Genomic DNA, 22,967 nt, shown 5'->3' on the forward strand with positions numbered 1-22,967 from the left:
GAAACGCCAAATGATCCAGAACCAACCATTTTTCATACCGTTATCTGATTTGTGCATTTATGCAGAGGTCGTCGACGTCATTGCGATGGAAGCACTGCCTTGGCATGCAGTGACCGCGGGGTGCCGTCATGCCGGCGAATACGTCGTTTCGCACGCTATTCGAAACGCGAAATTGGCTACCCCACGCTTGACCATTCCGTGACGGCCGACGGGCTTGCCGGAGATCTCCCGGACGTATTCGTAACCTGAGCGCGCGACTCGCCACCTAGGCCATCGGCTCGTCACGCGTTCCGTCGGCACGCGGCAATTTTGCTTTCGAAGCATTTTTCAGGTACAAATCGACGGTTTGACGCGAGCATGTCGCCGGTGCGGTAACCAACCGCCGAAGGATGGTCGTGTTCCAATCGCGAAGCATTACGTTGCCCCTTTGAACACGATTCGGACAGGAGACGCGTGGATGAGTGATCTGCCTTTTGGACGTTCGCGCCGCGATTTCATGCGGGTTGCCGTGACGGCTGCGAGCGCGGCATCGCTGCCGTGGCTGGGGCAAGCGCAGACGCCAGACGGTGCCGCTGGCGCCACCCGGCCTGGTGCCAGCTCCGGTGATGCGGCGGTCAGTGCGCCAGGCGGCACCCAGCTGATCCTCCTCGGCACCAAAGGCGGTCCGACGCCGTCGGCATTGCGGGCCGCGCCCGCCAACGTCCTGCTTGTGGACGGGCAACCCTACGTTGTCGATTGCGGCAACGGCGTCGCGCTACAGTTGACGAAGGCCGGCATCAAACTGCCCGCGATTCGCGACATTTTCCTCACGCATCATCATTCCGATCACAACGCGGACCTCGTCAACCTCGTGTTCCTCGCCTGGGCGAGCGGGCTCAACACACCCGTCCACCTATATGGTCCACCGCGCCTCGAGAGGATGGTCGACGATTTCGTCGACATGAACGCAGTCGACCTCGAGGTGCGCGCGCGTGAAGAAGGCCGACCACCATTCAGGCCGCTGATCCACACTCACGAATTCGATACACCTCGCGTTGTGCTGGAGAACGACCAGGTGCGCGTAACAGCGACGCTCGTCGATCACTACACGATCAAGCCCGCGTTTGCGTACCGGTTCGAAACGCGCAATCGTACCGTCGTGTTTTCAGGCGACACGCGCTACGACGAAGACCTCGCGCGTTTCGCGAAGGGCGCGGATGTGCTGGTGCACGAGGTCATGTATCTGCCCGCGCTCGAGAAGCTGATGAAGACCGTGGACAACGCGCCGACGCTGCTCGATCACCTGCTCAAAGCGCACACGACGACCGGGCAGGTCGGCAAAGTCGCGGCGGCCGCGGGCGTGAAGACGCTGGTGCTGAGTCACTTCGTACCGGGCGGCGATCCTTCGCTCACTGACGAAATCTGGGCCGCTGACGTGCGCAAGCACTTCGACGGCGAGATCGTGGTCGGCAAGGATCTGATGCGCATTTGAGGCGGCCAATGTCGATTGATCCCATTCCGGTCACAATCCTGACCGGCTTTCTCGGATCGGGGAAGACCACGCTGCTGAACCGCCTCCTGCGGCAGTCGGCAATGAGCCGGTGTGCGGTCGTGGTCAACGAGATTGGCGAGATCGGGCTCGATCATCTGCTGATCGAATCGACCGGGGACGAGACGATCGCGTTGCTTGAAAACGGCTGCCTATGCTGCGGTGTGCGAGGCGAGTTGGCGGGTACGGTCGATGGTCTGCTCGCGCGTCGTCAGCGAGGAGAGATTCCGCCGTTTGAGCGTTTGTGGATCGAGACGACGGGGCTCGCTCGACCGGGGCCAGTCGTGTCCGAGCTGCTCGGCGATGAGGCGCTGGCAGGGCGTATCGGGCTCGACGGTATCCTTGCGACAGTCGATGCAGCACGCGGTACAGCGCAACTGGCACGCCTTAGCGAAGCGCGACAGCAGGTGGCCGCCGCTGATCGGCTGCTGATCACGAAACCCGATCTTGTGGACGCCCGCGCAATGGACGAGTTGCAGGCGCGGCTGGAAGAACTCAATCCGGGTGTGACATGTATTCATGTGCGGCACGGTGAACTGGACGCGCAGCAGCTTCTCGACGTTTTGACTCCGCGCACGCTATTTGACTGGTTGCGGGCGGCGCCCACGCAGCTCACGCACGGATGGCTAACTGGGCCGAAAGCACAGGACGTGGGGCAGTTCGAGCCACTGGCTAACCACGCTGCCCAGAAGCACGCACATGCCGATATCCACACGTTTTCGATGACCTTTGATGAGCCCCTGCCGATGCAGGCCATGGAAATGGCACTGACCGTACTGCTCGCCTATTACGGTGAGCAGATCCTGCGGGTCAAGGGGATTTGCTCGTTCGCCGGCGAGACCAAGCCGGTCGTCATCCACGGTGTCCAGCAATTGCTGCATGAACCGGTGCGTCTCGAGCGTTGGCCTGATGACGATCGGCGCACGAGGCTGGTGTTCATCACTCAGGCGGTGGATCAGGCGCAGATCGAAGCGACGCTCGCGCATTTCTTGAGGCAAGGCGCGCCGAAAGCACATATCGACGCGTGGTAAACGCGCGATCAAGTCGACACCGTCAAGCTTGCTGGCGCCGTATCACACGGTCGCGACTAGATTCCTGCTCCGTCGTTTAATGACTCAGTGCGGAACCTGGCCTGAGTGACGTTGCTCCTTGGCGGAACACGGTGAGCTAGCCACACATTGCCGCCGGTCGACGACACGCGGTCGATGATGACGCATCCAGGAATGGTCGTGCCGATAGAGTTGGTGAGCGAGAGGATGCCGGATAATGGCTGTTACCCTTGGATAGCAGCACTGGTTTCGATTGAGCAAAGTCGGCAATCTCTATGCCATCGGCCTGTACGGCTCGTGAAATGTTCCGGCGCCGTCAGCGATGAGGTGCAAGGCGTTCGTCGCTTCGGCGCCCGTCATGGCGGGCGTTAGCTGGGATCCGGCAGCGAGCGAAGCGCAGCATCAGGAGGCGCGCACCCTGGCGCACGTCGAAGTGGACCAGTCCGTCCCGGTGATCACGCGGCTCGTGCTCGACGCGGGCACGGAACTCTTCGACGCGCTCGGCGCATCGGCCACGCTTCGCACCGAAGGGCTCGACCGTTACTCGCGCAACGCGCGCACCATCTCGTCACATAACCCGCACGTGTATCGCGGGCGGCAAGTCGGCGCGTTTGCCGTGAACGGCACCGTACCGCCGAGTTTTCATCGGGTGGGCAAAGGTTGATTGCCGCGCCGTAGCAACGGTTGGATATGCAACGCAGAATTGATTGTTTGGCTTGCACAGGCGCGGTGACTAGATTGGATAAATCGCGCGGTGTGCGGAGTGCGTCATGTCTCGTTTTACGGCAATCTGCGTGCGGGTGCTGCTAGCGCCCGCGGCTTTCTGGCAGGTTCGAGCCAGCGGCCAGCCCGATGATGCGGCGCCGTCCGGGAGCGAAGGGCAGCGCGAAAGGCCGAACGAAGCTGAGCGGCTGGAACGTATCGCCATGTATGCACGGGCCGGCTATTTTCATATGGGCTGTACGCTCGACACGTTGAACATGACAGGGGAAATCCCGCCTGAGTGAGCCGAGGCAGCCGTCGTCCAGCGTAAGCGCCTGGGCGAAGCGGAGAGGGGAATGGGCGATATCGTCATCGATCAACCCGTACGGGTGCCGGCGAGTCTCAATTATTTCGTCGCCGATGGTGAGCGGCCCACTACGTACGCCTATGACCCGCCGGCAGGCGGACCAGGGCCAACGGGCGCCTACCGCCCGCACGAGGTTCTGGTTCACAACGCGAGACTGGAACCACCGCCGGGGGGAGCGTCCCTCGATCGCTGCGGGTTCGAACTGCGCCGGCACGTAAGTTCACTTAATGACTTTTCGTCCGATACGCTGATCAGGGGCGTCTACTACCCGGAGTGCGAGGCGATCCTCAAGCAGTGGACTGGCGCGAAGCGCGTTGTGATTTTTAACCATGTAGTGCGCGGTGGTGGTGCGCAATCCCATGAATCGGGCCTGCGCGAGGCGTCGAGGTACGTTCATAACGATCAGACATTCGTGTCCGGCCCGCGTCGCGCGCGCGATCTTCTGCCGATGCACGAGGCTGCGGCATTGCTGAAGCAGCGCTTCGCGATCGTGAACCTGTGGAGGCCGGTACGTAGCGAGGTCACGTCGTCGCCGCTAGCGTTATGCGACTCGCGCAGCATTGATCTACACGATCTCGTGCCTTCGGATCTCGTTTATCCGGACACGGTTGGCGAGGCGTATGCCGTCGTTCACAACCCGCGGCATTGCTGGTACTACTTTCACCTGATGCGGCCCGACGAGTGCCTGTTAATCAAGGGCTACGATTCAGCCGGCGACGGGATCGCCCGGTTGAGCGCGCATACGGTGTTCGACAGCGCGACGCTGTCCGCGAACGCGCGGCCACCAAACAGTATTGAACTGCGTTCATTGCTGTTCTTCTGATCACGCGCGGCGTACCGTTGTTCAGCGTGCGCCAGGGGGTCGGCAAGCCTTGGCGCCAACGGATTTGAAAAAGGGGTAAGGCTGCACCAAGCTTTTCGCCTTTCCCGCATGCAGCCGCCTGGTCACTTTCTTCCTTTTAGCGCGGAGTTCACGCAATGCGAACGTTCGACGGCATGGGCTCGTCGATGTGCCCCGTTATCCGGGTCACGGCTATGCGCTGCTGGCCGACCGCATCAAACGCTTGCTGGAGACGTCTGCCGACGTCGTGTTCGTTCAGGCTGAGGCGGTGCTCGCGCTCGAGGCCGTTGCCGTGAGTATCGCGAGGCACGGGCTCGTAGCCGTCAATGTCGTGACGAGTCCCTATGGCAGATGGTTTGGCAACTGGTTGCGGCGGGGCGGTGCGACCGTCCACGATGTGGTGGCGGCAATGGGACAACCCGTCGATTCATCCGCCGTCGCGAGATGTCTCGAGATGCTGGAACATGTCGATATCGTAGCCGCTGTTCACGCGGAATCGTCCAACGGCGCATTGAATCCGCTCGCGGAGCTGGCTGCGCTCGCAAAATCGCGCAATGCGCTTTTCGCTGTCGACGCCGTCGCGTCAATCGGTGGGCATGTCATCGACGTGGATGGACTCGGAATCGATATCGCGGTAATTGGTCCGCAAAAGGCGCTTGCGGGTCCCGCTGGTGTGTCGGCGGTCGTACTCGGTCAGCGCGCCTGGGACCACGTCGCCGCGCTGCCCGACTTTGCGCCTTCGAGCCTGTCCCTGGCGGCGCTCAAGCGAGACTGGCTGGACTGTGGAAGGCCCGCGTTGCCGGGAACGCCTTCGGCGATGGAATTCTGGGCTCTGGAAGCGGCGATTGACCGTATCGAAGCCGAGGGGATGGAGCGCGTGATCGGGCGTCATCAGCAGGCCTCGCGCGCGACCCGGTCGGCACTGCGGGCGCTCGGCGTATTGCCGTGGATCGCGCACGATGACGCCGCTTCGGCGATTGTCACGTCGGCCCCGGTGCCGCGGGGCGTCGACGGTCGGGAACTGATCGCGCAAGCTCAGCGTTACGGTGCCGAACTCGGGCCCGGGGTCGGCGACGTCGCCAGGCACATCGTGCGGCTCAATCACACCGGCATGAACGCAAACGCGGATTCGGTCCGCTCGAACGTCGTGGCGTTTGGGCGGGCGCTCGAGCAATTGCGTTTTGTTGTGGATCTTGAGGCTGCCCGGCGGGCGGTTGCGCACGCGTACGAGCGCTGCGCCGGTTGAGCACCGGTGACCGAAGATCAGTGAGGCCACCAAGTCCGCAGGTGGCGCGTTCATGCCGGCGCGCGCTCACCAAGGCATAGCCGGGTGTGCAGGGCTGACCCGTATCCAGCAGCGAGCGTTCCTTAGCCGCAACTATCTAACAGCCCTGCCCGAATTCACTCACCCAGGCGAAGCGAAACGCCTTGGGAAGGACATGGGGTCATCGCCTATCCTTCCTGTGTGGCAGGGGTGTCTCGTCAGGCCGGCGGTAAATAGGGAGAGAAGCCATGCGCGTGCGGAACGGTTTTGTCGGGTGCGTCGGCGACACGCCGCTCATCAGGCTCGCACGGCTCAGCGAGAAGACCGGTTGCGAGATTCTCGGCAAGGCCGAGTTCATGAACCCGGGCGGGTCGGTCAAGGACCGCCCCGCGCTGTCAATCATCGAGGACGCCGAGCAGCGGGGCGAACTGCAGCCCGGGGGCACGGTCGTGGAGGGCACGGCGGGCAATACCGGCATCGGCCTCGCCCATATCTGCGCGGCGCGCGGCTATCGCTGCGTGATCATCATTCCCGACACGCAGTCCCCCCGCGAAAATGGAGCTCTTGCGTGTGCTGGGAGCCGAGGTTCGCGCCGTGCCGGCTGCCCCGTACAAAGATCCGAACAATTACCAGAAGATCGCTGGAAGGCTCGCAGAGGAACTCGACGGCGCGATCTGGGCGAACCAGTTCGACAACCTTGCCAACCGCAAGGCGCACTACGAGACGATGGGGCCGGAAATATAGCGGGATACCGCCGGCACTGTCGATGCGTTCGTCTGTGCCACAGGTACGGGTGGCACGCTTGCCGGAGTGGCCCGCTTCCTGAAGGAAAAGAACCCTGCCGTGCGGATCGTTCTGGCGGACCCGCACGGCAGCGGCTTGTACAGCTTCGTGAAGACCGGCGAAATTCGGGTGGATGGCAACTCGATTACCGAGGGAATCGGCTCCAGCCGCGTCACCGCAAATCTCGAGGGCACGCCGATCGACGACGCCTGCCGGATTGATGACCAGTCATGCGTCACGATGGTCTACCGGTTGCTGCGGGAAGAAGGCCTCTACGTGGGCGGTTCAACGGGCATCAATGTGGCGGCCGCCGTCACGCTTGCCCGCGAGATGGGCCCGGGCCATACGATCGTCACCCTTCTGTGCGATCGCGGCGAACTTTACCGCGCCCGTCTTTTCAATCACGACTGGCTCAAGGAAAGAGGGCTGGTTCCGGCTTAGCCAGGCCGTCGAGCTTTCGGCACAATGGCTGCCGGGTTGTTTGCGTGGCTTACTCCAAAGCTAATTCAATGTTCTCCTAAGCATTTCCCAATTTCTTCTAAGACCGGACCGCTTCGGGTTGAAGCCGGCGCCACCCGGCTTCCGAAGCCGCACACGGGTAGGTTGATGGTTCTCCTGGCGCCGGATGCTTGTAATCCGGTGATGGAAACGCTACTACGTTGAAGGATGCTGTGTGCATTCACCCACAGGAGATTGAGCATGTCCATCCGCATTGGCGACGAAGCCCCTGATTTCACCGCACAGACGACCGAAGGACCGATCCGCTTCCACGAGTGGATCGGAGACCAGTGGGCGATCCTGTTTTCTCATCCGAAGGATTTCACGCCGGTATGCACAACCGAACTGGGCTATATGGCCAAGCTCAAGCCCGAGTTCGACAAGCGCGGGACCAAGGTGATCGGGCTCAGTATCGATCCGGTCGACGACCACCACAAATGGGCGAAGGATATCGAAGAGACGCAGGGCACCGCGGTCAACTATCCGATGATTGGCGACGCGGACCTCGCAGTTGCAAAGCTCTACGACATGATCCATCCCAACGCGAGCGGCGGCCCGCGCACCGCGGTCGACAATGCGACCATCCGCGCCGTGTTTATCCTTGGACCGGACAAGAAGGTCAAGGCGACGTTCACCTACCCGATGAGCGCCGGGCGCAACTTCGACGAGGTTTTGCGGCTGCTCGACGCCCTCCAGCTCAACGCGAAGCATACGGTCGCCACCCCGGTGAACTGGAAGCCGGGCGATGATGTGATCATTCCGACTTCCGTCTCGGATGAGGATGCAAAGAAAAAATATCCAGAGGGCTTCAAGACACTGAAGCCATGGCTGCGCACGGTGGCGCAGCCAAAATAGGTACGCTTCTGCGCCACGGACAGGCGGTATTGCGGCGGCGTGGCTCACGGCGCCGGTACCAGCTTGCGCCGTGACTCACGATGCGCGAACGTATGCGAACCTGCATCGTCGGCTCCGCGCGACGCAATGTTTTTGACAGCGCTTGAGAATTCTCGAAGGTTCTCGCATAGTCGATTCTGTCGTCTAAAGACTGCAGCAACATAGCCGTAGCAAGAAGTCCGCGCAATCTCGTTGCCTCGTCCGCGCCCAACGCGCAAATCCGCCAACCTTTTACGTCGCCCCATGCGCGACGAGTGATGCCATTTCGGCCCGTACTGACGCGGGCGTGAGGGTCGCACCGCGTCGCAGACTGTTTCGCTTTTCGCATAAGGGGGACGCCGTGACCGCATTCGGAGTCGAGGACGTCGTTCAGGCGCTGCAAGCCGTGCGTCAGCGCTGGAGGGAAGGGCAGCACCGCTCGCTGGACCAGGGCGAACGCGAACTGCCTGATCGAGAGGCGCTCGCCGATATCGTCGGCACGCTCAAGGGCGTGCTCTTCCCGATGCGCCTCGGGCCGCCCAATTTGCGTCAGGAAACCGAGAACTTCTACATCGGGCATGCACTCGATGCCTCGCTCCACGCGCTTCTTGCGCAGGCGAGGCTGGAATTTCATCACAAGGCGCGGCACGGGCCGCGCGATCACGACGCCATCGAAGCGCGCGCCCTTGCCGTCATGCGGGATTTCGCGGCGCAACTGCCGGAGATCCGCTCGCAGCTCGACACGGATGTGCTCGCCGCGTGGCAAGGCGATCCGGCGGCGGGTAGCGTCGATGAGGTCCTGCTCTGCTATCCCGGCATCCAGGCCATGATTCACCACCGGCTCGCGCATGCGCTTTACCGGCTCGAGCTGCCGCTCCTGGCGCGCGTGATCGCCGAGCTGGCACACGCGCAAACTGGCATCGACATCCATCCGGGGGCACAGATCGGCGGGTCGTTCTTCATCGACCACGGCACGGGCGTCGTGATCGGCGAGACCTCGGTGATCGGCGAGCGCGTGCGTATTTACCAGGCCGTGACGCTCGGCGCGAAGCGCTTCCCGCGAGACGCGAATGGCCATCTGGAGAAAGGCGGCGCGCGCCACCCGATCGTCGAAGATGACGTGGTGATCTACGCCGGAGCAACCATACTCGGGCGTGTGACGATAGGCCGTGGCGCCGTGATCGGCGGCAATGTCTGGATCACGCAGGATGTCCCGGCCGGTGTCCGCGTGATGCAGGCCGAGTCCCGCAACGAGGCGGTCGCCACACCAGGAGTTTCCCCATGAGGACGCTGGTCAAAGACTTCGGCCTGTACGTGCGGCAACTGCGCGAAGCCCATGCATGGTCACAGGAGCAGCTCGCGGAGTTCGCGGGCTTGAGCCGCTCTTACGTCAGTGAAGTCGAGCGGGGCACCGTGATCGCATCGCTTATCACGCTCGACAAACTGGCGTGCGCGTTCGGCCTGACGGCGGCGGCACTGCTCGCGCCGCGAAGGCCACAAGCTGCGCGCGATGCCGCCCCGCAAACCGCGCCCGGTTCGCGCGATGAAGAGGTCACGCCGGAGGCTTGTCGTCTATAGCACGTTGCGCTGGTCAGATGTGCTACCCATAATGACCCTTCGTCATATGCATTTCTCTATTCGTTCTAAAGAACCGGGAGTCATCTATGTCGACGATTACGGGCGGGCCGACAGCGCTAGGGGACAACGCAGCAAGACAGCTTGCCAATGCGACCAAAACCGTTCCCCAACTGTCCACCATCACGCCACGCTGGCTCGTTCATCTGCTCCAGTGGGTGCCGGTCGAGGCGGGCATTTACCGATTGAACCGCGTGAAGGACCCGGAGGCCGTTCATGCGGCGTGCACCGCGCGCGAGGATGAGGGCGTTCTGCCGACAACCTTCGTACCGTATGAGGAGCAGCCGCGGGAGTACTTCCTGAATGCGGTGAGTACGATCGTCGACGTGCATACGCGTATTTCCGACCTGTACAGCAGCCCGCACGACCAGATCAAGGAGCAACTGCGCCTCGCGATCGAGACGATCAAGGAGATGCAGGAAGGCCAGCTCATCAACAATCCCGACTATGGCCTGCTGGCCAATGTCGACGAAGAGCAGCGCATCTTTCCGTTGACCGGCTCGCCCACGCCCGACGATCTCGACGAACTGCTCACGAAGGTCTGGAAGGAGCCGGCGTTCTTCCTCTCGCATCCGCTCGCGATCGCCGCGTTCGGCCGCGAATGCACGCGGCGCGGCGTGCCGCCGCCGACCGTGAGCCTGTTCGGCTCGCAGTTCGTCACGTGGCGTGGCATTCCGCTCATTCCTTCCAACAAGGTGCCGGTGGACGACGGCAAGACCAAGATCCTCCTGCTGCGCGTGGGCGACAAGCGCCAGGGCGTGGTGGGCCTGTACCAGCCGGGCGTGGCGGGCGAGCAGGGCCCGGGGCTATCGGTGCGCTTCATGGGCATCAACAACCAGGCGATCGCGTCCTACCTGATCTCGCTGTATTGCTCGCTGGCCGTCCATACGCCGGATGCGCTGGCGGTCCTCGATGAAGTGGAAATCGGCAAGTACCACGACTATGCCGACACCTATCGCTGATTCAACGGGCGCCGGCGCATTGCCCGACGTGCCGGTGCCCGTCGTGCCCGCCGGTTTGCCGGATCCGGCGCAGCTCGCGCGCCTCGCGAACGAGTTCTTCTCGGCACTGCCGGGCAGCGCCGCAGCCCCCGACGTTTCCGCCGGCAGCGGTGCGGTGGGCGGACTCGCTTCCGGGTTGCCCGCGGCGGCTCCGCTGCTTTCTTCCGTGAGCAATCCGGCACCCGCTGGTTCGCCGCTGGCGGGACCGGGAGGTACCGGCACGGGCGTGCCCGGTTTGGCTCCGCCGCAAGGCTATGTTCCCGGCGCCAATCTGCTGCCTGGGGCACCGACGCACGTGCTCTCGCTCGGCAACCGAGCGCCCGCCCTGCTGCCGCATGCGGCCGCGCAGGACGGCATTCCCGACAACGTGCAGGCTATCGCGCCAGCGCTCGAACCACGGGCGGGCGGCGCCGTACTCGGCGTGCCGCAGGCGAACGGGCTCGGCACGCGGCCCGCTGCGGCCGTACCCGCCGCGGGACAGGCGGCGTCGCCGTTCTACTTCGTCGATGCCGCAACCTTTGCCAGGCACGGCGACGCGCCGGGCATCGTTGCCCCGCCCCACGATCTCGCCGACCCTCGTGCGTTCGGTTTGCCCGCCGAAAGCGATCTGCTCGACCTCGTGTCGTGGCAGCGATGCGGGTCCGAAGTGCAAGGCGAGCCAGCGGGCACCGGGCAGCATACGCACTACGTGTTCGAGAACGCACGGCAACGCGCCCCGGCGGACGCGCAGTACGGTGCGACGCCGCTCGCGCCGTCCGCGCATCCGCCGTTCGAGGTGAACGCGGTACGGCGCGATTTTCCGATCCTGCAGGAGCGCGTGAACGGCAAGCAGCTGATCTGGTTCGACAATGCGGCGACGACCCACAAGCCACAAGCCGTGATCGACCGGCTTGCCTGGTTCTACGCCCACGAAAATTCCAATATCCACCGGGCCGCGCATACGCTGGCGGGCCGCGCGACCGATGCCTATGAAGAGGCGCGCGAGACCGTGCGGCGCTTTATCGGTGCGTCATCGGCCGAGGAGATCATTTTTGTGCGGGGCACGACCGAGGCCATCAATCTCGTCGCGAAGTCGTGGGGCGTGCAGAACGTCGGGGCCGGCGACGAAATCGTGCTGTCCCATCTGGAGCATCACGCGAATATCGTGCCGTGGCAGCAACTGGCGTCGGACAAAGGCGCGACGCTGCGCGTGATTCCCGTCGACGACTCCGGCCAGGTGCTACTGGAGGAATATCGCAAGCTGCTCAGCGACCGCACGAAGATCGTGGCGGTGACGCAAGTGTCGAATGCGCTGGGAACGGTAGTGCCGGTCAAGGAGATCGTCGAGATGGCGCACGGCGTGGGCGCGAAGGCGCTGGTGGACGGCGCGCAATCGGTTTCGCACATGCGCGTGGACGTGCAGGCAATGGACGCCGACTTCTTCGTGTTCTCGGGCCACAAGATCTACGGGCCGACGGGCATCGGCGTCGTGTATGCCAAACGCGCGCTTCTCGAGGACATGCCGCCGTGGCAGGGCGGCGGCAACATGATCTCCGACGTCACGTTCGAACGCACGCTGTTCCAGCCGCCGCCAGGCCGCTTCGAGGCGGGCACCGGCAATATCGCGGATGCCGTTGGCCTCGGCGCGGCGCTCAACTACCTGACGCGGCTCGGCATCGAGAATGTGGCGCGCTACGAGCACGATCTGCTCGCCTATGCCACGCATGCGCTCTCGCGCATTCCCGGGGTGAGACCGATCGGCACCGCGGCCGAAAAGGCGAGCGTGCTGTCGTTCGTGATGAAAGGCTACAGCCCGGAAGAGGTCGGTCAGGCGCTCAACGAAGAGGGCATCGCGGTGCGCGCCGGACATCACTGCGCCCAGCCTATCCTGCGACGGTACGGACTGGAGGCCACGGTGCGGCCCTCGCTGGCGTTCTACAACACCTGTGACGAAGTGGACTCGATGATGTCAGTCCTCAGACGGCTGGCCACGCGCCGTTAGCAAGGCCAGGCGCACCCCGAGCCGCTCCGGGCCCACCTTTTGGTGGGCCCTTTGTTTTCTATCGTCCGAAAGGGTGCCACCGGCGCTCCTTTGGATAGCAGAACAAATTCGTTCCATCCCGATCACGCGGCAAATGACAATGCGATGAAGCCATCGATCTCCGAGTCGGTCATCATCGGCTTCATGGCGGGGGCCGCTGCGCTGCTTGCGATCGGGCAGATCGGCAATGCGCTGGGCGTGCGCGAAAAGGGCAACGGCCATCAGCACGTCCTCTACAGGCTCTGGCTCACGCTCGTGCACGGCGATCCGGTCAATCTGAATGCGTTGGCGCTGAGCGCCGGGGCGGTGGTGCTGGCGCTGCTGCTCAGGCGGGCCATCCGCCGCTATCGCCTGCCGCAGCTCGACATGTTCGTGACGCTGATACTCGTTTCGGCGGCGGCTTATGCGCTGGGTTGGTCGCGGCAAGGCGACGATGGCCATACCGCCGTGGCGGTGATCGGCGCCTTGAAGGCGGGGCTGCCGACGCCGCACATCCCCGTGATCCAGTGGGGCTGGATTGGCCAGCTCTCGTCGAGCGCGGTGGCCATTGCCTTTCTCGGGCTGCTCGAAGCGTTGTCGATTGCCAAATCCATCGCGCACCACACGCGCCAGCCGCTCGACTACAACCGCCAGTGCCTCGCGGAAGGCGCTGCAAACCTCGTGGGCGGCTTCTTTCGCTGCCTGCCGGGTTCGGGTTCGCTGTCGCGCTCGGCGATCAACTACCAGGCCGGCGCACGCACGCGGGCGTCGGGCGTCATGATGGCAGCGGTGGTGGCGGTCGCCGTGCTGCTCCTTGCGCCGCTCACCCGTTACATCCCGAAGGCGGCGCTGGCGGGGCTGCTCTTCGTGACGGCGTTGCGCCTCGTTGATGTCGCACGCCTGCGCTATACGCTGCGGGCGTCGCGCTATGACGCCGGCCTTGTCGTCATCACGGTGCTGGCGGCGCTGCTGATCGGCGTGGAGTTTTCGATCCTCATCGGCGTCGCGCTGTCGATCGTGCTGTTCGTGCCGCGCGCCTCGCGTCTGAAGGTGTCCGAACTGGTGGTGAGCCCGGAAGGCGTGGTGCGCGAGAAACTGCCCGCGGATGCGCCATGCTCGGCCGTCGCGGTGTGGGACTTTGAAGGCGAGTTTTTCTTTGGCGCGGCGCCGGAACTCGATCGCTATCTGGACAGGCTGAAAGCGAGCGCGCGGAAACTGGGCATTCAGTATCTCGTCCTGCGGTTCAAGCGCGTGCGCAATCCGGACGTGGTGTGCATCGAGCGGATCGAGCATTTCCTGCGTGATGCCCAGCGCGAGGGGCTAGTCGTACTGCTTGCCGGCCTGCGACCGGAGTTTCGGGAAGTGCTGAAGCGCCTGCGTTTTACGGACTGGTATCCAGCCGAGCGGTTTTTCCCGGAAGAAGACGAGACGTGGTCGGCGACCGTGCGGGCCGTGCGCCATGCCTACGCAGAACTCGGCGCGCGCAATGCCTGCGCGCACTGCGCGGATCGTATCGACGCACGGCAGCCGTCCGACCTTTATTACCTGGTCTGAATCATGACGGCTTGCGTACTATCGAATGCAACAAGGAGCGGCGAACATGCATCGTCTTGCTAGACGTGGACGGCCTGGCGGCAGCGTGTGGGGCGGGCAGGGCGACGATGCGGCGCGAGCGCGCCGCGGAACCTTCGCCGCCGTGCTCGTGGTCGCGGTTGCGCTTGCGTGCGTGGAGCGAGAGGTGTCCGGCAAGCATGAGGGCTCGCTTCATTCGCTGCTCGCACCTTATATAGTCAAGTTCACGGGCGCGCGCGTGCACTGAATGATTACGGCTCTGCCATTCCTGGCGAGGCCGGCATGGACCCCGAGATACCGAGGCCAATAGAACATGAGCAAATACCACATCGCAACGGTCCAATCGGTTCACCACTGGACCGACACCCTGTTCAGCTTCACATGTTCACGCGAACCGGGCCTGCGTTTCAACAACGGCGAATTCACGATGGTCGGCCTCGAAGTTGACGGCAGGCCGCTCGCGCGTGCCTATAGCATCGTTAGCCCGAACTACGAAGAGCATCTCGAGTTCTTTAGCATCAAGGTGCAGGACGGCCCGCTCACTTCCCGGCTACAGCATTTGCGGGTCGGCGACCACATCCTGATTGGGAAAAAGCCCACGGGGACGCTGGTGGCCGACAACCTGCTGCCCGGCAAAACACTCTGGATGCTCTCGACAGGTACCGGTCTCGCGCCGTTCATGTCGATCATCCGTGATCCGGACATCTACGATCGTTTCGAGCGGATTGTTCTCACACACACCTGCCGCCTGAAAGGCGAACTCGCTTATATGGATTACATCAAGCACGATCTACCAGGCCACGAATACCTCGGGGACGTGATCAAGGAAAAGCTTGTCTACTATCCCACGGTTACGCGCGAAGAGTTCGAAAACGAAGGTCGCATCACTGACCTGATTGCCACAGGCAAGCTCTTCATCGACCTTGGCGTCAAGCGGTTCGCGCCTGAAAGTGATCGTGTGATGTTGTGCGGTAGTACGGCCATGCTGAGGGACACGACCGAACTGCTGAAGCAGGCGGGTCTCGTGGAGGGCAAGAACAACGCGCCCGGTCACTACGTGATCGAACGCGCGTTCGTGGAATAGCCGATGGCGCGCCAATCGGCGTTCACATTCCGCGCTCTAGAATTGTTTGCCGACCGAGAGACCCACCACGTCCTCGGACAGATGCACGTTGGCGTTGCCGCCACCGAAAGCCGCCGGAATCGAATCGGTGCCATTCACGGTTTTCTTGAACCCATGCCCGTAGAAGAAACCGAACGACGTTTTCGCATCGGTCGTCCACGTGGCGCCGACGGTCGCCTGATCTTGCACGACGCCCGGTGCAAGAATATTCAGGAACGTTTCGGTGCTGGCCACCGGCTGGCTCGAGTGGCTATAGCCCGCGCGCAGTGTCAGATGAGAGGTCGCTGCGTAGCTGGTGCCGATCTTGATCACATTGGTATTGCGCCAGCCGAAACCGGGACCGTCGGAGGAACCCAGCGCGTTACCGGCAAACAGGTTGGCCAGCGGATTCGCGATCGAATTCACGTTGCCGTACAGAATGCGCTGAAAGTCGGCGGCAACGGTCCAGGACGGTGTCACCTTCCAAGATAACCCGATGCCGTAGTTCTCCGGAATGTCGAACGAGCCTCCATTGGCGAAGAGACCTTTGTAGTTGTCGAAACGACCGCGTATTTTTGAGGCCCATGTCACACCGAGCGTCACTGTCGGCGTGATCTGACCGGTGTAGCCAAGGTGCACGCCCACGCCAACCGTCGAGTCGGCGCCCTGATTCGTCACGTTGCCCGGCGCGGCCGAAAGACTCGTGAACGGTTGCAGTCCGCTCGCCGTGAAGCGCTGATAAGCGATATTCAGGCCGATACCGAACGCGTGACGATCGAACAGTTTGTAGGCGATCGTTGGCGACAGAAACACCTGCTCCAGGTCGACACCTGCGGACCCCGTGGCGCCGAAAGATTGAAACGGATTATGTGCATAGCCGGTATCCAGGCCACCGTTCGCGTAGAGTGCGAGGCCGGCGTACGCGTTCGGGAGGAACTGGTACGTCACACCGAACTCCGGCAGCGCGAAAATCGAGCGATTGTTGCCAGAGTAGCTACCGTCTACCCCGTATCCGTTACCTGTGACTTCGGCGCCTCGCTTTGGCATGAACAGACTCACGTCACCGTCGAACCGGTTGCCGACGAATGCGATACCGGCAGGGTTGGCGGCAGCCGCAAGGGCGTCCTGCGGCAAGCCAATGCCTACCCCGGCCATCCCCTGCGATGCAACGCCATAACCATTGGAAAAATAGCCGTTGGTGGCCCAGGCAAAAGACGGCGCTGCAACCGTCATGACGATCAATGCGCGAGCGCTCCGTTGTAGACTCATGTGCTTCCCCCCGTTTCGTGTTTGTATTAGGTAACGGGGGCAGAGTCTATTCAGAGGGGCATTCGTCTCAAACCAAGTTATTCAAATAAGCTTCAGATAGATTATAAAAAGATAAATTATTGCTTCCCAATGAGTTCCGTGCATCCCACTCTCGATCTTTCGAGCATGCAAGCCGCTGCGGCGAACGCCTGTGACCTGCTCAAGGTGCTTGCCAATCCCGACCGTTTGCTGGTCATGTGCCGTTTGACGCAAGGCGAGCTATCCGTTGGCGAACTCGAGACCCAACTCAACATCCGTCAGCCAACGCTTTCGCAGCAGTTGGCGGTGCTTCGTGAGAAAGGTCTCGTGAGCGCGCGACGCGATGGCAAGAACATCTTTTACACGGTAGCGAGTGCGCAGGCGCTTGCTGTCATGGCCGTGCTTTATCAGCAATTCTGTATTGATGCTGGCGACGATCCCGCTAGCTGATCGCTCCAAGTCGTGCCGATCGAGGAGAACTAGCGACGGTACGTTCTGTGAATCGTTACTGCGCATGAAGCGACGCTGTAATGTGCGAGCGTATGCTGATGCACCACGATTGCGTATGCCGCGATAAAGAAAGCAGCTTTCATTCGTTGCTAGCTCAACGATAGGGACCGTATCCTCGTCAGGATCGTTCATCACCGAATATGCAATGACGCTGCCACCCCTGACCGACGAGCAACTCGACGAGCGCTTCGAGCCGATCTATGAACGCATCGCGCAGGGCGCGATTGAACGTGAACAGCAACGCGCGCTCGCCCATGAACCTGTGCAATGGTTGAAGGACACAGGCTTCACGGCGCTACGCGTGCCGCGCCGCTATGGCGGAGGCGGTGTCACCCTGCCGCAATTCTTTCGCCAGCTGAGCAAGCTGGGCGCCGCCGATTCGAATCTGCCGCAAATCCTGCGCGCGCATTTCGGTTTCATCGAATACCGCCTGGAAGATCGCGATGAAACCCAGCGCGCGCGCTGGTTCGAACGCATCGCCGCCGGCGAGACGCTGGGCGCGGCGACTTCCGAGCGCACGAACAAGACGCATAACTCGGCGGTGCTGCGGCGCGACGCTTCGACCGGAGCATTGCGCCTCGATGGCGAGAAGTATTACAGCACGGGGGCGCTTTATGCCGACTGGCTGAGCGTCGCGGCACACGACGACGAGTCGGATCTCACGCTCGTCATTGCGGCGAACAGCCCGGGCGTGAGCCGGCTTGACGACTGGGATGGCTTCGGCCAGCGCCTCACCGCGAGCGGCACCACGCGTTTCGAGAGTGTACCGGTTACACCGGACGCGATCATTTCGCGCTATCGCGCTTCGGAGCCTCGCCGCAACTCGTCGCTCACCGCGTTCTATCAGACCGTGCATCTAGCCACGCTGGCAGGTATCGTGCAGGCGGTCTTGCGCGACAGCGTCGAGTTCGTGCAGGGACGCACGCGGACCTTCGGCGTGGCCGGACAATCGAGCCCGCGCGACAACCCGCTGGTGCATCGTGTGGTCGGCAGGCTCGCCAGCCTCGGCTACTCGACGCGAGCCATCGTCGATGCGGTGGCGCATGGGCTCGAACGCCTGCACGAACGGCGCGCAGAAGGTGAGGCACAAGGTGGCAAAACCGCTGACGAATACATCGCGCTCGACATCGAAGCGTATGAGGCGCAGCAGATCGTCATCGAGCAGACGCTCGAGGCGACCACGCTGATGTTCGAGGTCGGCGGTGCATCGGCGACCAGCGAAACGCGGCGCTTCGACCGCCATTGGCGCAATGCGCGCACGATCGCCTCGCACAATCCGGCGGGGCAGCGCGAAGCCGCAATCGGCAACTTCCATCTGAACGCGGCGCCGCCCGAGGAGCGCTTCAGCCTCCCGCACGCGCCGCAAGCCGTCCCGGACGAAGCGGCGCAGAGCGTCGCGCAGGCATAGTCCGCTCCCCGCGCGCCCGGAGGCTTGCCGACCGCGGCGCTCGCCAACACGATTCATCAGCACTGGAAAGTATCATGGCAGAGCCGATCATCCTGAACGCGTTCACGATGAACACGGTGTCGCATCTGAATTACGGCCTGTGGCGACATCCCGACGACCAGACCTGGCGCTACACGGACGTCGACTACTGGACCGACCTCGCAAAGCTGCTCGACGAAGGCGGCTTCGACACATTGTTCATCGCGGATGCCCTGGGCCTGCTCGACGTCTACGGCGGCAGCGCCGAGGCGTCGCTGCGCACGGGCGCGCAATCGCCGGTCAACGACCCGCTCCTGCTCGTGTCGGCCATGGCCGGGGCCACGCGCCAGCTTGGCTTCGGCGTGACGGTCTCGACCACCTACGAGCACCCCTATCTGCTCGCACGCAAGTTCACGACGCTCGACCATCTGACGAAAGGGCGCGTGGCATGGAATGTCGTGACGTCGCAGCTCGAAAGCGCCGCGCGCAATCTGGGCCTCAAGCAGCAGATCGCGCATGACGACCGCTACGAGATCGCGGACGAGTTTCTCGAAGTCGTCTACAAGCTCTGGCAGCACTCGTGGGCAGACGACGCGGTGCGGCGCGAGCCCGCTCATCCCGCGTTCGAAGGCGGCGTCTACACCGACCCGGCGAGGGTGCGTGCGATTCATCACCACGGCCGCTGGTTCGACGTGCCCGACGCGCATGTGTCCGCGCCGAGCCCCCAGCGTGTGCCGTTGCTGTTCCAGGCCGGCGGCTCGCCGCGGGGCCAGGCATTCGCGGGACGGCACGCGGAAGTGGTGTTCGTGGCAGGTGCCGACGCTGCGGGCATCCGCCGCAATGTCGAGCAGATCCGCGCGGCTGCCGCCGCAAGCGGGCGCGACCCCGCGGCCCTGAAGTTCATCAGCGGCGTCAACGTGATCACGGCCGCGACCGATGAGGAAGCCCGCAGCAAGGCCGACGACTATCGCCAGTATTTCAATGTCGAGGGTGCTGTTGGGCACTATTCGGCCAGCACGGGCGTCGACTTCTCGACGCAGTCGCTCGACGAGCCCGTCGCGTATCGCGATACGAATTCGAACCGCTCCTTGCTGCGCATGTTCGACGATCCCGCTTCGGGGCGGCGCTGGACGCTGCGCGAAGCGCTCGCGCCGCGCGGCGGCTTCGGGCGCGCAAAGACGCTCGTGGGTGGACCGCAACGCGTCGCCGACGAACTCGAGCAATGGCTCGAAGCAACCGGCACCGACGGCATCAACCTGATCTATACGGTCACGCCGGGTAGCTTCGCCGATTTCATCGAGTGGGTCGTGCCGGTGCTGCGGCAGCGCGGACGCCTGCGTTCGCGCAGCGGCGCGACGCTGCGCGAGCGTCTGTTTCCGCAGGGCGGCGCGTACGTGGCGGACGATCACCCGGCAAAGCGCGTCGACACGTCGGCGTTCGTGCCCATCGGCGCGCACGCGGAGCCCGTGCGATGAGCATCGAGGTGCGCGCGCTGCACACGGCCGAAGAACGGCTCGCGGCGCTGCGGCTGTTCCGCTCGGCCATGGTTGGCCTGCCTGCACTCAGTGATGACGACGCCATGCGGCTTGTCGCCACCGGTGAGCCGGGGCGCGCTTACGGCGCGTTCCATGAAGGACTGTTGATCGGCACCACCGAGTCCTACGCGGGCACGCTCACGGTGCCAGGCGGCGCGCGCGTGCCGCACGCGGCGGTCACTCATGTCGGCGTGAAGCCATCATGGAGCCGCCGTGGCGTCGCGAAGGCGCTGCTCGAACGGCAACTACGCGAGGCGCGTGCGGGCGGCGACGTGCTGGCGTCGCTGCGTGCCTCGACGGGCGGGCTGTACGGACGCTTCGGCTATGGCGTCGCGACATTCTCGGCCACGACAGAGATCGACACGCGTCAGGCACGCCTGCGAGTCCGCGCGCAGCCGGATGCGGTGGAACTCGTCCCGCCCGGCGCCGAATGGGACACCATGCAGCACGTTTACCGGCGGCATCCGCCGTCGCGCGCGGGGGCGATCAGCCGCCCCGACTACTGGTGGACCCACGCGGAACTGCGCCAGCGCGGCTCGGCCACGCCGGTTTATGTGGCCGCCCATGCGGGCATGGACGGCCCGGACGGCTATGTGCGCTACCGGGCGGGAGAAAGCGACGGCTGGTTCAGCGATCGCCAGCGGACGCTGATTGTCGAAGATTTCGTGGCGGAGTCCGCACAGACTTCCGCGGACCTGTTGGGCTATCTGCTCTCGCTCGACATCGCACAACGCATCGTGTTTCCGGCCGCGCCTGTCGACGAGCCGCTCGGCTGGCTGCTCGAAAACTGCCGGGACGCTAGCGTGTGCGCGACGAGTGACGAAACGTGGCTGCGTATTCTCGACACGCGCGCGGCGCTGCAGGCACGCCGTTACGGCCGTGCGGGAGGCGAGGGCGCAGCAGTCATCGAAGTCGTCGACCCGCTGCTCGACGGCAACCGCGGACGCTTCCGGATATCGGCGCACGGCGCGGAGCCGGCGAGCGAACCCGCGCAGGCGCTGCTTGGCGTCGATACGCTCGCGGCGCTTTTCCTCGGCGGCGTGCGCTGGTGGCAGATGGTGCGGGCGGGGCGCGTCGAGGTACGCGACGCGCATGTGATCGACGTGCTCGACGCACTGTTCGCCTGCGAACCGGCTCCCTTCTGCGGCACACGCTTCTGAGCGTGCCGCGCCGGATGTTTCGTTTTCCTTTCCATAAAAATCATCGATCGACCATGAAAGCAACCTTTCGTACTTACGCGCGGCTCGCGACCGGCATTGCGGCGCTCGCCGCGCTCGGCTTGAACGCCGCTGCCGCGCAGGCCGCCGCGTCGGGCACCCTGGCGTCGGGCGGCACGCTGCGCATTGCGTCGCTGCAACCCGACATCGACGCGTTCGATCCACAAACCGGTTACAGCATCGATTCGTGGGAGATTCTGCGCGCCGTCACGCGCCAGCTCGTGACCTACCCGGGCGCGGCTGGGAACCTGAAGGACGACACGAAGATCGTGCCCGATCTCGCGAAGTCCTGGGACATAAGCGCCGACGGCAAGACCTACACGTTCCACCTGCGCGACGGCATCACGTATGCGGGGCCCACGCAGCGCCCGATCGTGGCGAAGGATTTCGTGTACACCATCAAGCGTTTCTGCGATCCGAACCGCCAGGTGGCCGCCGTCAACTACTTCAATCTCGCGTTCTCGGGATTCGAGAAGTACTGCAAAGCATTTTCGCAAGTACCGACCGGCGATCTGGCGGCGGTGCGCAAGTTCATCGACACGCATGAGATCGACGGCGTTTCCGCGCCGGACGACAAGACCTTGGTGCTGCGTTCGGACACGCGCAACTACGACTTCCTCAATATCCTCGCGATGAACTTCGTGACGCCGCTGCCCGAAGAGGTCGCGTCGCGCTATTTCCCCGATTCGCAGGGGTTCCGCAGCAATTTCTCCTCGAGCGGGCCGTACTACGTGCAGTCGTACACGAGCGGCCAGCAGCTCGTGCTCGCGCGCGTACCGAACTACAACCACGCGGGCGACCCGGCGCGGCGCGCCTACGCCGATCGCATCGTGATCGACTTCACGTCCAATAGCGAGGACGCGGTCGTGCAGAAGATCCAGACGGGCGCTGCCGATCTCTCGCTGTATCTTGACGTGCCGCCGCTCGCGACGCTGCGCACCTACCAGTTGCAGCAAAGCCCGCAACTGCACACCTCGAATAGCGGCGCGGCGGATTTCATCGTCGTCAACGCGCGCCCCGAGGCCGCGGGGCCGGGCGCAACGGCGCTGCGCAAGCTCGAGGTGCGCCAGGCGATCGCGTATGGCGTGAACAAGGCGCACATCGTCCAGACCCAGGGCGGGGCGATTGCCGCCGAGCCGCTCGGACAGATCATCACGTCCACCACGCTCGGCTACCAGAAGTTCGATCCCTATGCGACGCCGCAGGACCGCGGTGACCCGAAAAAGGCGAAGGCGCTGCTCGCACAGGCTGGCTACCCCGATGGTCTCAGCTTCGATCTCGCCTATCGTGCGAACGCGCAGTTCTCGGCCATCGCGGTCACGCTCAAGGAAGACCTGGCCGCCTCGGGCATCAAGATCAATCTGCTGCCCGTTCCGCCGACGCAATTCCTCGCCTACTTGCAGGACCCGAAGAGCCGCTACGATCTCGCGCTCGCCCAGTTCGCGCCTGACTGGCAAGGCCCGAGCACGCGCATGCTGCTGGGCGGTTGGCTCGACTCTGACGCCTCGCCGTGCGGCAAGGGCAACAACTACGCGATTTGCTATCGCAACCCGCAACTGAACGCGCTGGCCGCGAAGGCATTCCCCTCGGAGAACCCCGGCCCGATCTGGACCGAGGCCGACCGGCTCGTTTCGGCGGACCTGCCCTGGATTCCGCTCTTTGAAAAGCGCAAGGTGGCCATCACGTCCGACCGCGTGGCCAACTGGGTCTGGTCCTCGCTCGCCGTGCAGGCGGACGTGACCAACATCGCGCTGCACCCGTAACGAACCCGGCGGACG

At 63.7% G+C, this 22,967-nt stretch carries 21 protein-coding genes and 1 pseudogene; 21 read left to right on the forward strand and 1 reads right to left on the reverse strand.

Translation table 11 applies throughout. The features are described 5' to 3' along the window. Positions 1–10: 10 nt before the first annotated feature. The 16 genes and pseudogenes from BFD71_RS40460 (at position 11) to BFD71_RS12225 (ending at position 15,196) form a co-directional block, all read left to right on the forward strand. A complete protein-coding gene (locus tag BFD71_RS40460) occupies positions 11–202 on the forward strand; it encodes a hypothetical protein (protein ID WP_141710647.1) in 192 nt (63 codons plus the stop codon). Between the two features lie 294 nt (positions 203–496). Then, positions 497–1,471 carry an MBL fold metallo-hydrolase gene (locus BFD71_RS12155; RefSeq protein ID WP_141710656.1) on the forward strand — a complete coding sequence of 325 codons (975 nt, stop codon included), beginning with the start codon at positions 497–499 and terminating at the stop codon, positions 1,469–1,471. Positions 1,472–1,479: 8 nt separating this feature from the next. Next, positions 1,480–2,559, forward strand: coding sequence for a CobW family GTP-binding protein (locus BFD71_RS12160; protein WP_069263950.1), 1,080 nt, complete (start codon positions 1,480–1,482; stop codon positions 2,557–2,559). Positions 2,560–2,935: 376 nt separating this feature from the next. After that, positions 2,936–3,241 (forward strand): hypothetical protein, encoded by a 306-nt coding sequence (locus BFD71_RS12165; protein WP_256094638.1) that lies wholly within the window; start codon positions 2,936–2,938, stop codon positions 3,239–3,241. Positions 3,242–3,347: 106 nt separating this feature from the next. After that, positions 3,348–3,584, forward strand: a complete 237-nt coding sequence (locus BFD71_RS12170) for a hypothetical protein (RefSeq protein WP_069263954.1) — start codon at positions 3,348–3,350, stop codon at positions 3,582–3,584. A gap of 51 nt (positions 3,585–3,635) precedes the next feature. Beyond that, positions 3,636–4,469: a CmcJ/NvfI family oxidoreductase gene (locus BFD71_RS12175; RefSeq protein WP_069263957.1), complete on the forward strand. Its 834-nt coding sequence runs from the start codon at positions 3,636–3,638 to the stop codon at positions 4,467–4,469. A 187-nt stretch (positions 4,470–4,656) separates the two neighbouring features. Continuing rightward, complete coding sequence (locus tag BFD71_RS12180) at positions 4,657–5,733, forward strand: pyridoxal-phosphate-dependent aminotransferase family protein (protein ID WP_441830338.1); 1,077 nt, start codon at positions 4,657–4,659, stop codon at positions 5,731–5,733. Positions 5,734–5,999: 266 nt separating this feature from the next. Further along, a pseudogene (locus tag BFD71_RS12185) lies at positions 6,000–6,975 on the forward strand (cysteine synthase A). Positions 6,976–7,233: 258 nt separating this feature from the next. Beyond that, positions 7,234–7,887 (forward strand): peroxiredoxin, encoded by a 654-nt coding sequence (locus BFD71_RS12190; protein ID WP_069263960.1) that lies wholly within the window; start codon positions 7,234–7,236, stop codon positions 7,885–7,887. Between the two features lie 379 nt (positions 7,888–8,266). Beyond that, entirely contained in the window at positions 8,267–9,190 is a 924-nt protein-coding gene (gene epsC / locus BFD71_RS12195; protein ID WP_069263964.1) for a serine O-acetyltransferase EpsC, read from the forward strand. Then, positions 9,187–9,483 (forward strand): helix-turn-helix domain-containing protein, encoded by a 297-nt coding sequence (locus BFD71_RS12200; protein ID WP_069263966.1) that lies wholly within the window; start codon positions 9,187–9,189, stop codon positions 9,481–9,483. Before epsC ends, BFD71_RS12200 begins: the two co-directional genes overlap by 4 nt. An 86-nt stretch (positions 9,484–9,569) precedes the next feature. Beyond that, on the forward strand, positions 9,570–10,502 hold the full coding sequence (locus tag BFD71_RS12205; protein ID WP_069263970.1) for a family 2A encapsulin nanocompartment shell protein: 933 nt from the start codon (positions 9,570–9,572) through the stop codon (positions 10,500–10,502). Continuing rightward, positions 10,483–12,522 carry a family 2A encapsulin nanocompartment cargo protein cysteine desulfurase gene (locus BFD71_RS12210; RefSeq protein ID WP_069263972.1) on the forward strand — a complete coding sequence of 680 codons (2,040 nt, stop codon included), beginning with the start codon at positions 10,483–10,485 and terminating at the stop codon, positions 12,520–12,522. Before BFD71_RS12205 ends, BFD71_RS12210 begins: the two co-directional genes overlap by 20 nt. A gap of 144 nt (positions 12,523–12,666) precedes the next feature. Further along, positions 12,667–14,094 (forward strand): SulP family inorganic anion transporter, encoded by a 1,428-nt coding sequence (locus tag BFD71_RS12215; protein WP_256094640.1) that lies wholly within the window; start codon positions 12,667–12,669, stop codon positions 14,092–14,094. Between the two features lie 46 nt (positions 14,095–14,140). After that, complete coding sequence (locus tag BFD71_RS12220) at positions 14,141–14,359, forward strand: hypothetical protein (RefSeq protein WP_141710648.1); 219 nt, start codon at positions 14,141–14,143, stop codon at positions 14,357–14,359. A gap of 66 nt (positions 14,360–14,425) precedes the next feature. Next, entirely contained in the window at positions 14,426–15,196 is a 771-nt protein-coding gene (locus BFD71_RS12225) for a ferredoxin--NADP reductase (RefSeq protein ID WP_069263975.1), read from the forward strand. A gap of 36 nt (positions 15,197–15,232) precedes the next feature. On the opposite strand, the gene BFD71_RS12230 is transcribed toward BFD71_RS12225, so the two are convergent. Beyond that, the gene (locus BFD71_RS12230; RefSeq protein ID WP_069263978.1) at positions 15,233–16,483 is read right to left on the reverse strand and encodes an OmpP1/FadL family transporter; all 1,251 of its coding nucleotides are present in this window, start codon (positions 16,481–16,483) and stop codon (positions 15,233–15,235) included. Between the two features lie 129 nt (positions 16,484–16,612). Between BFD71_RS12230 and BFD71_RS12235 the strand changes: the two genes are divergently transcribed. The 5 genes from BFD71_RS12235 (at position 16,613) to BFD71_RS12255 (ending at position 22,952) form a co-directional block, all read left to right on the forward strand. Further along, positions 16,613–16,951, forward strand: a complete 339-nt coding sequence (locus BFD71_RS12235) for an ArsR/SmtB family transcription factor (RefSeq protein ID WP_069263980.1) — start codon at positions 16,613–16,615, stop codon at positions 16,949–16,951. 205 nt (positions 16,952–17,156) lie between these two features. Further along, positions 17,157–18,419, forward strand: coding sequence for an acyl-CoA dehydrogenase family protein (locus tag BFD71_RS12240; protein WP_069263982.1), 1,263 nt, complete (start codon positions 17,157–17,159; stop codon positions 18,417–18,419). A 74-nt stretch (positions 18,420–18,493) separates the two neighbouring features. Continuing rightward, positions 18,494–19,912, forward strand: a complete 1,419-nt coding sequence (locus BFD71_RS12245; protein ID WP_069263983.1) for an LLM class flavin-dependent oxidoreductase — start codon at positions 18,494–18,496, stop codon at positions 19,910–19,912. After that, positions 19,909–21,132 carry a GNAT family N-acetyltransferase gene (locus BFD71_RS12250; RefSeq protein WP_069263984.1) on the forward strand — a complete coding sequence of 408 codons (1,224 nt, stop codon included), beginning with the start codon at positions 19,909–19,911 and terminating at the stop codon, positions 21,130–21,132. Before BFD71_RS12245 ends, BFD71_RS12250 begins: the two co-directional genes overlap by 4 nt. 53 nt (positions 21,133–21,185) lie before the next feature. Further along, positions 21,186–22,952: an ABC transporter substrate-binding protein gene (locus BFD71_RS12255; RefSeq protein WP_069263986.1), complete on the forward strand. Its 1,767-nt coding sequence runs from the start codon at positions 21,186–21,188 to the stop codon at positions 22,950–22,952. Positions 22,953–22,967 lie beyond the last annotated feature (15 nt).

The sequence above is a fragment of the Paraburkholderia nodosa genome (assembly GCF_001718195.1).
Taxonomy (GTDB): domain Bacteria; phylum Pseudomonadota; class Gammaproteobacteria; order Burkholderiales; family Burkholderiaceae; genus Paraburkholderia; species Paraburkholderia nodosa_A.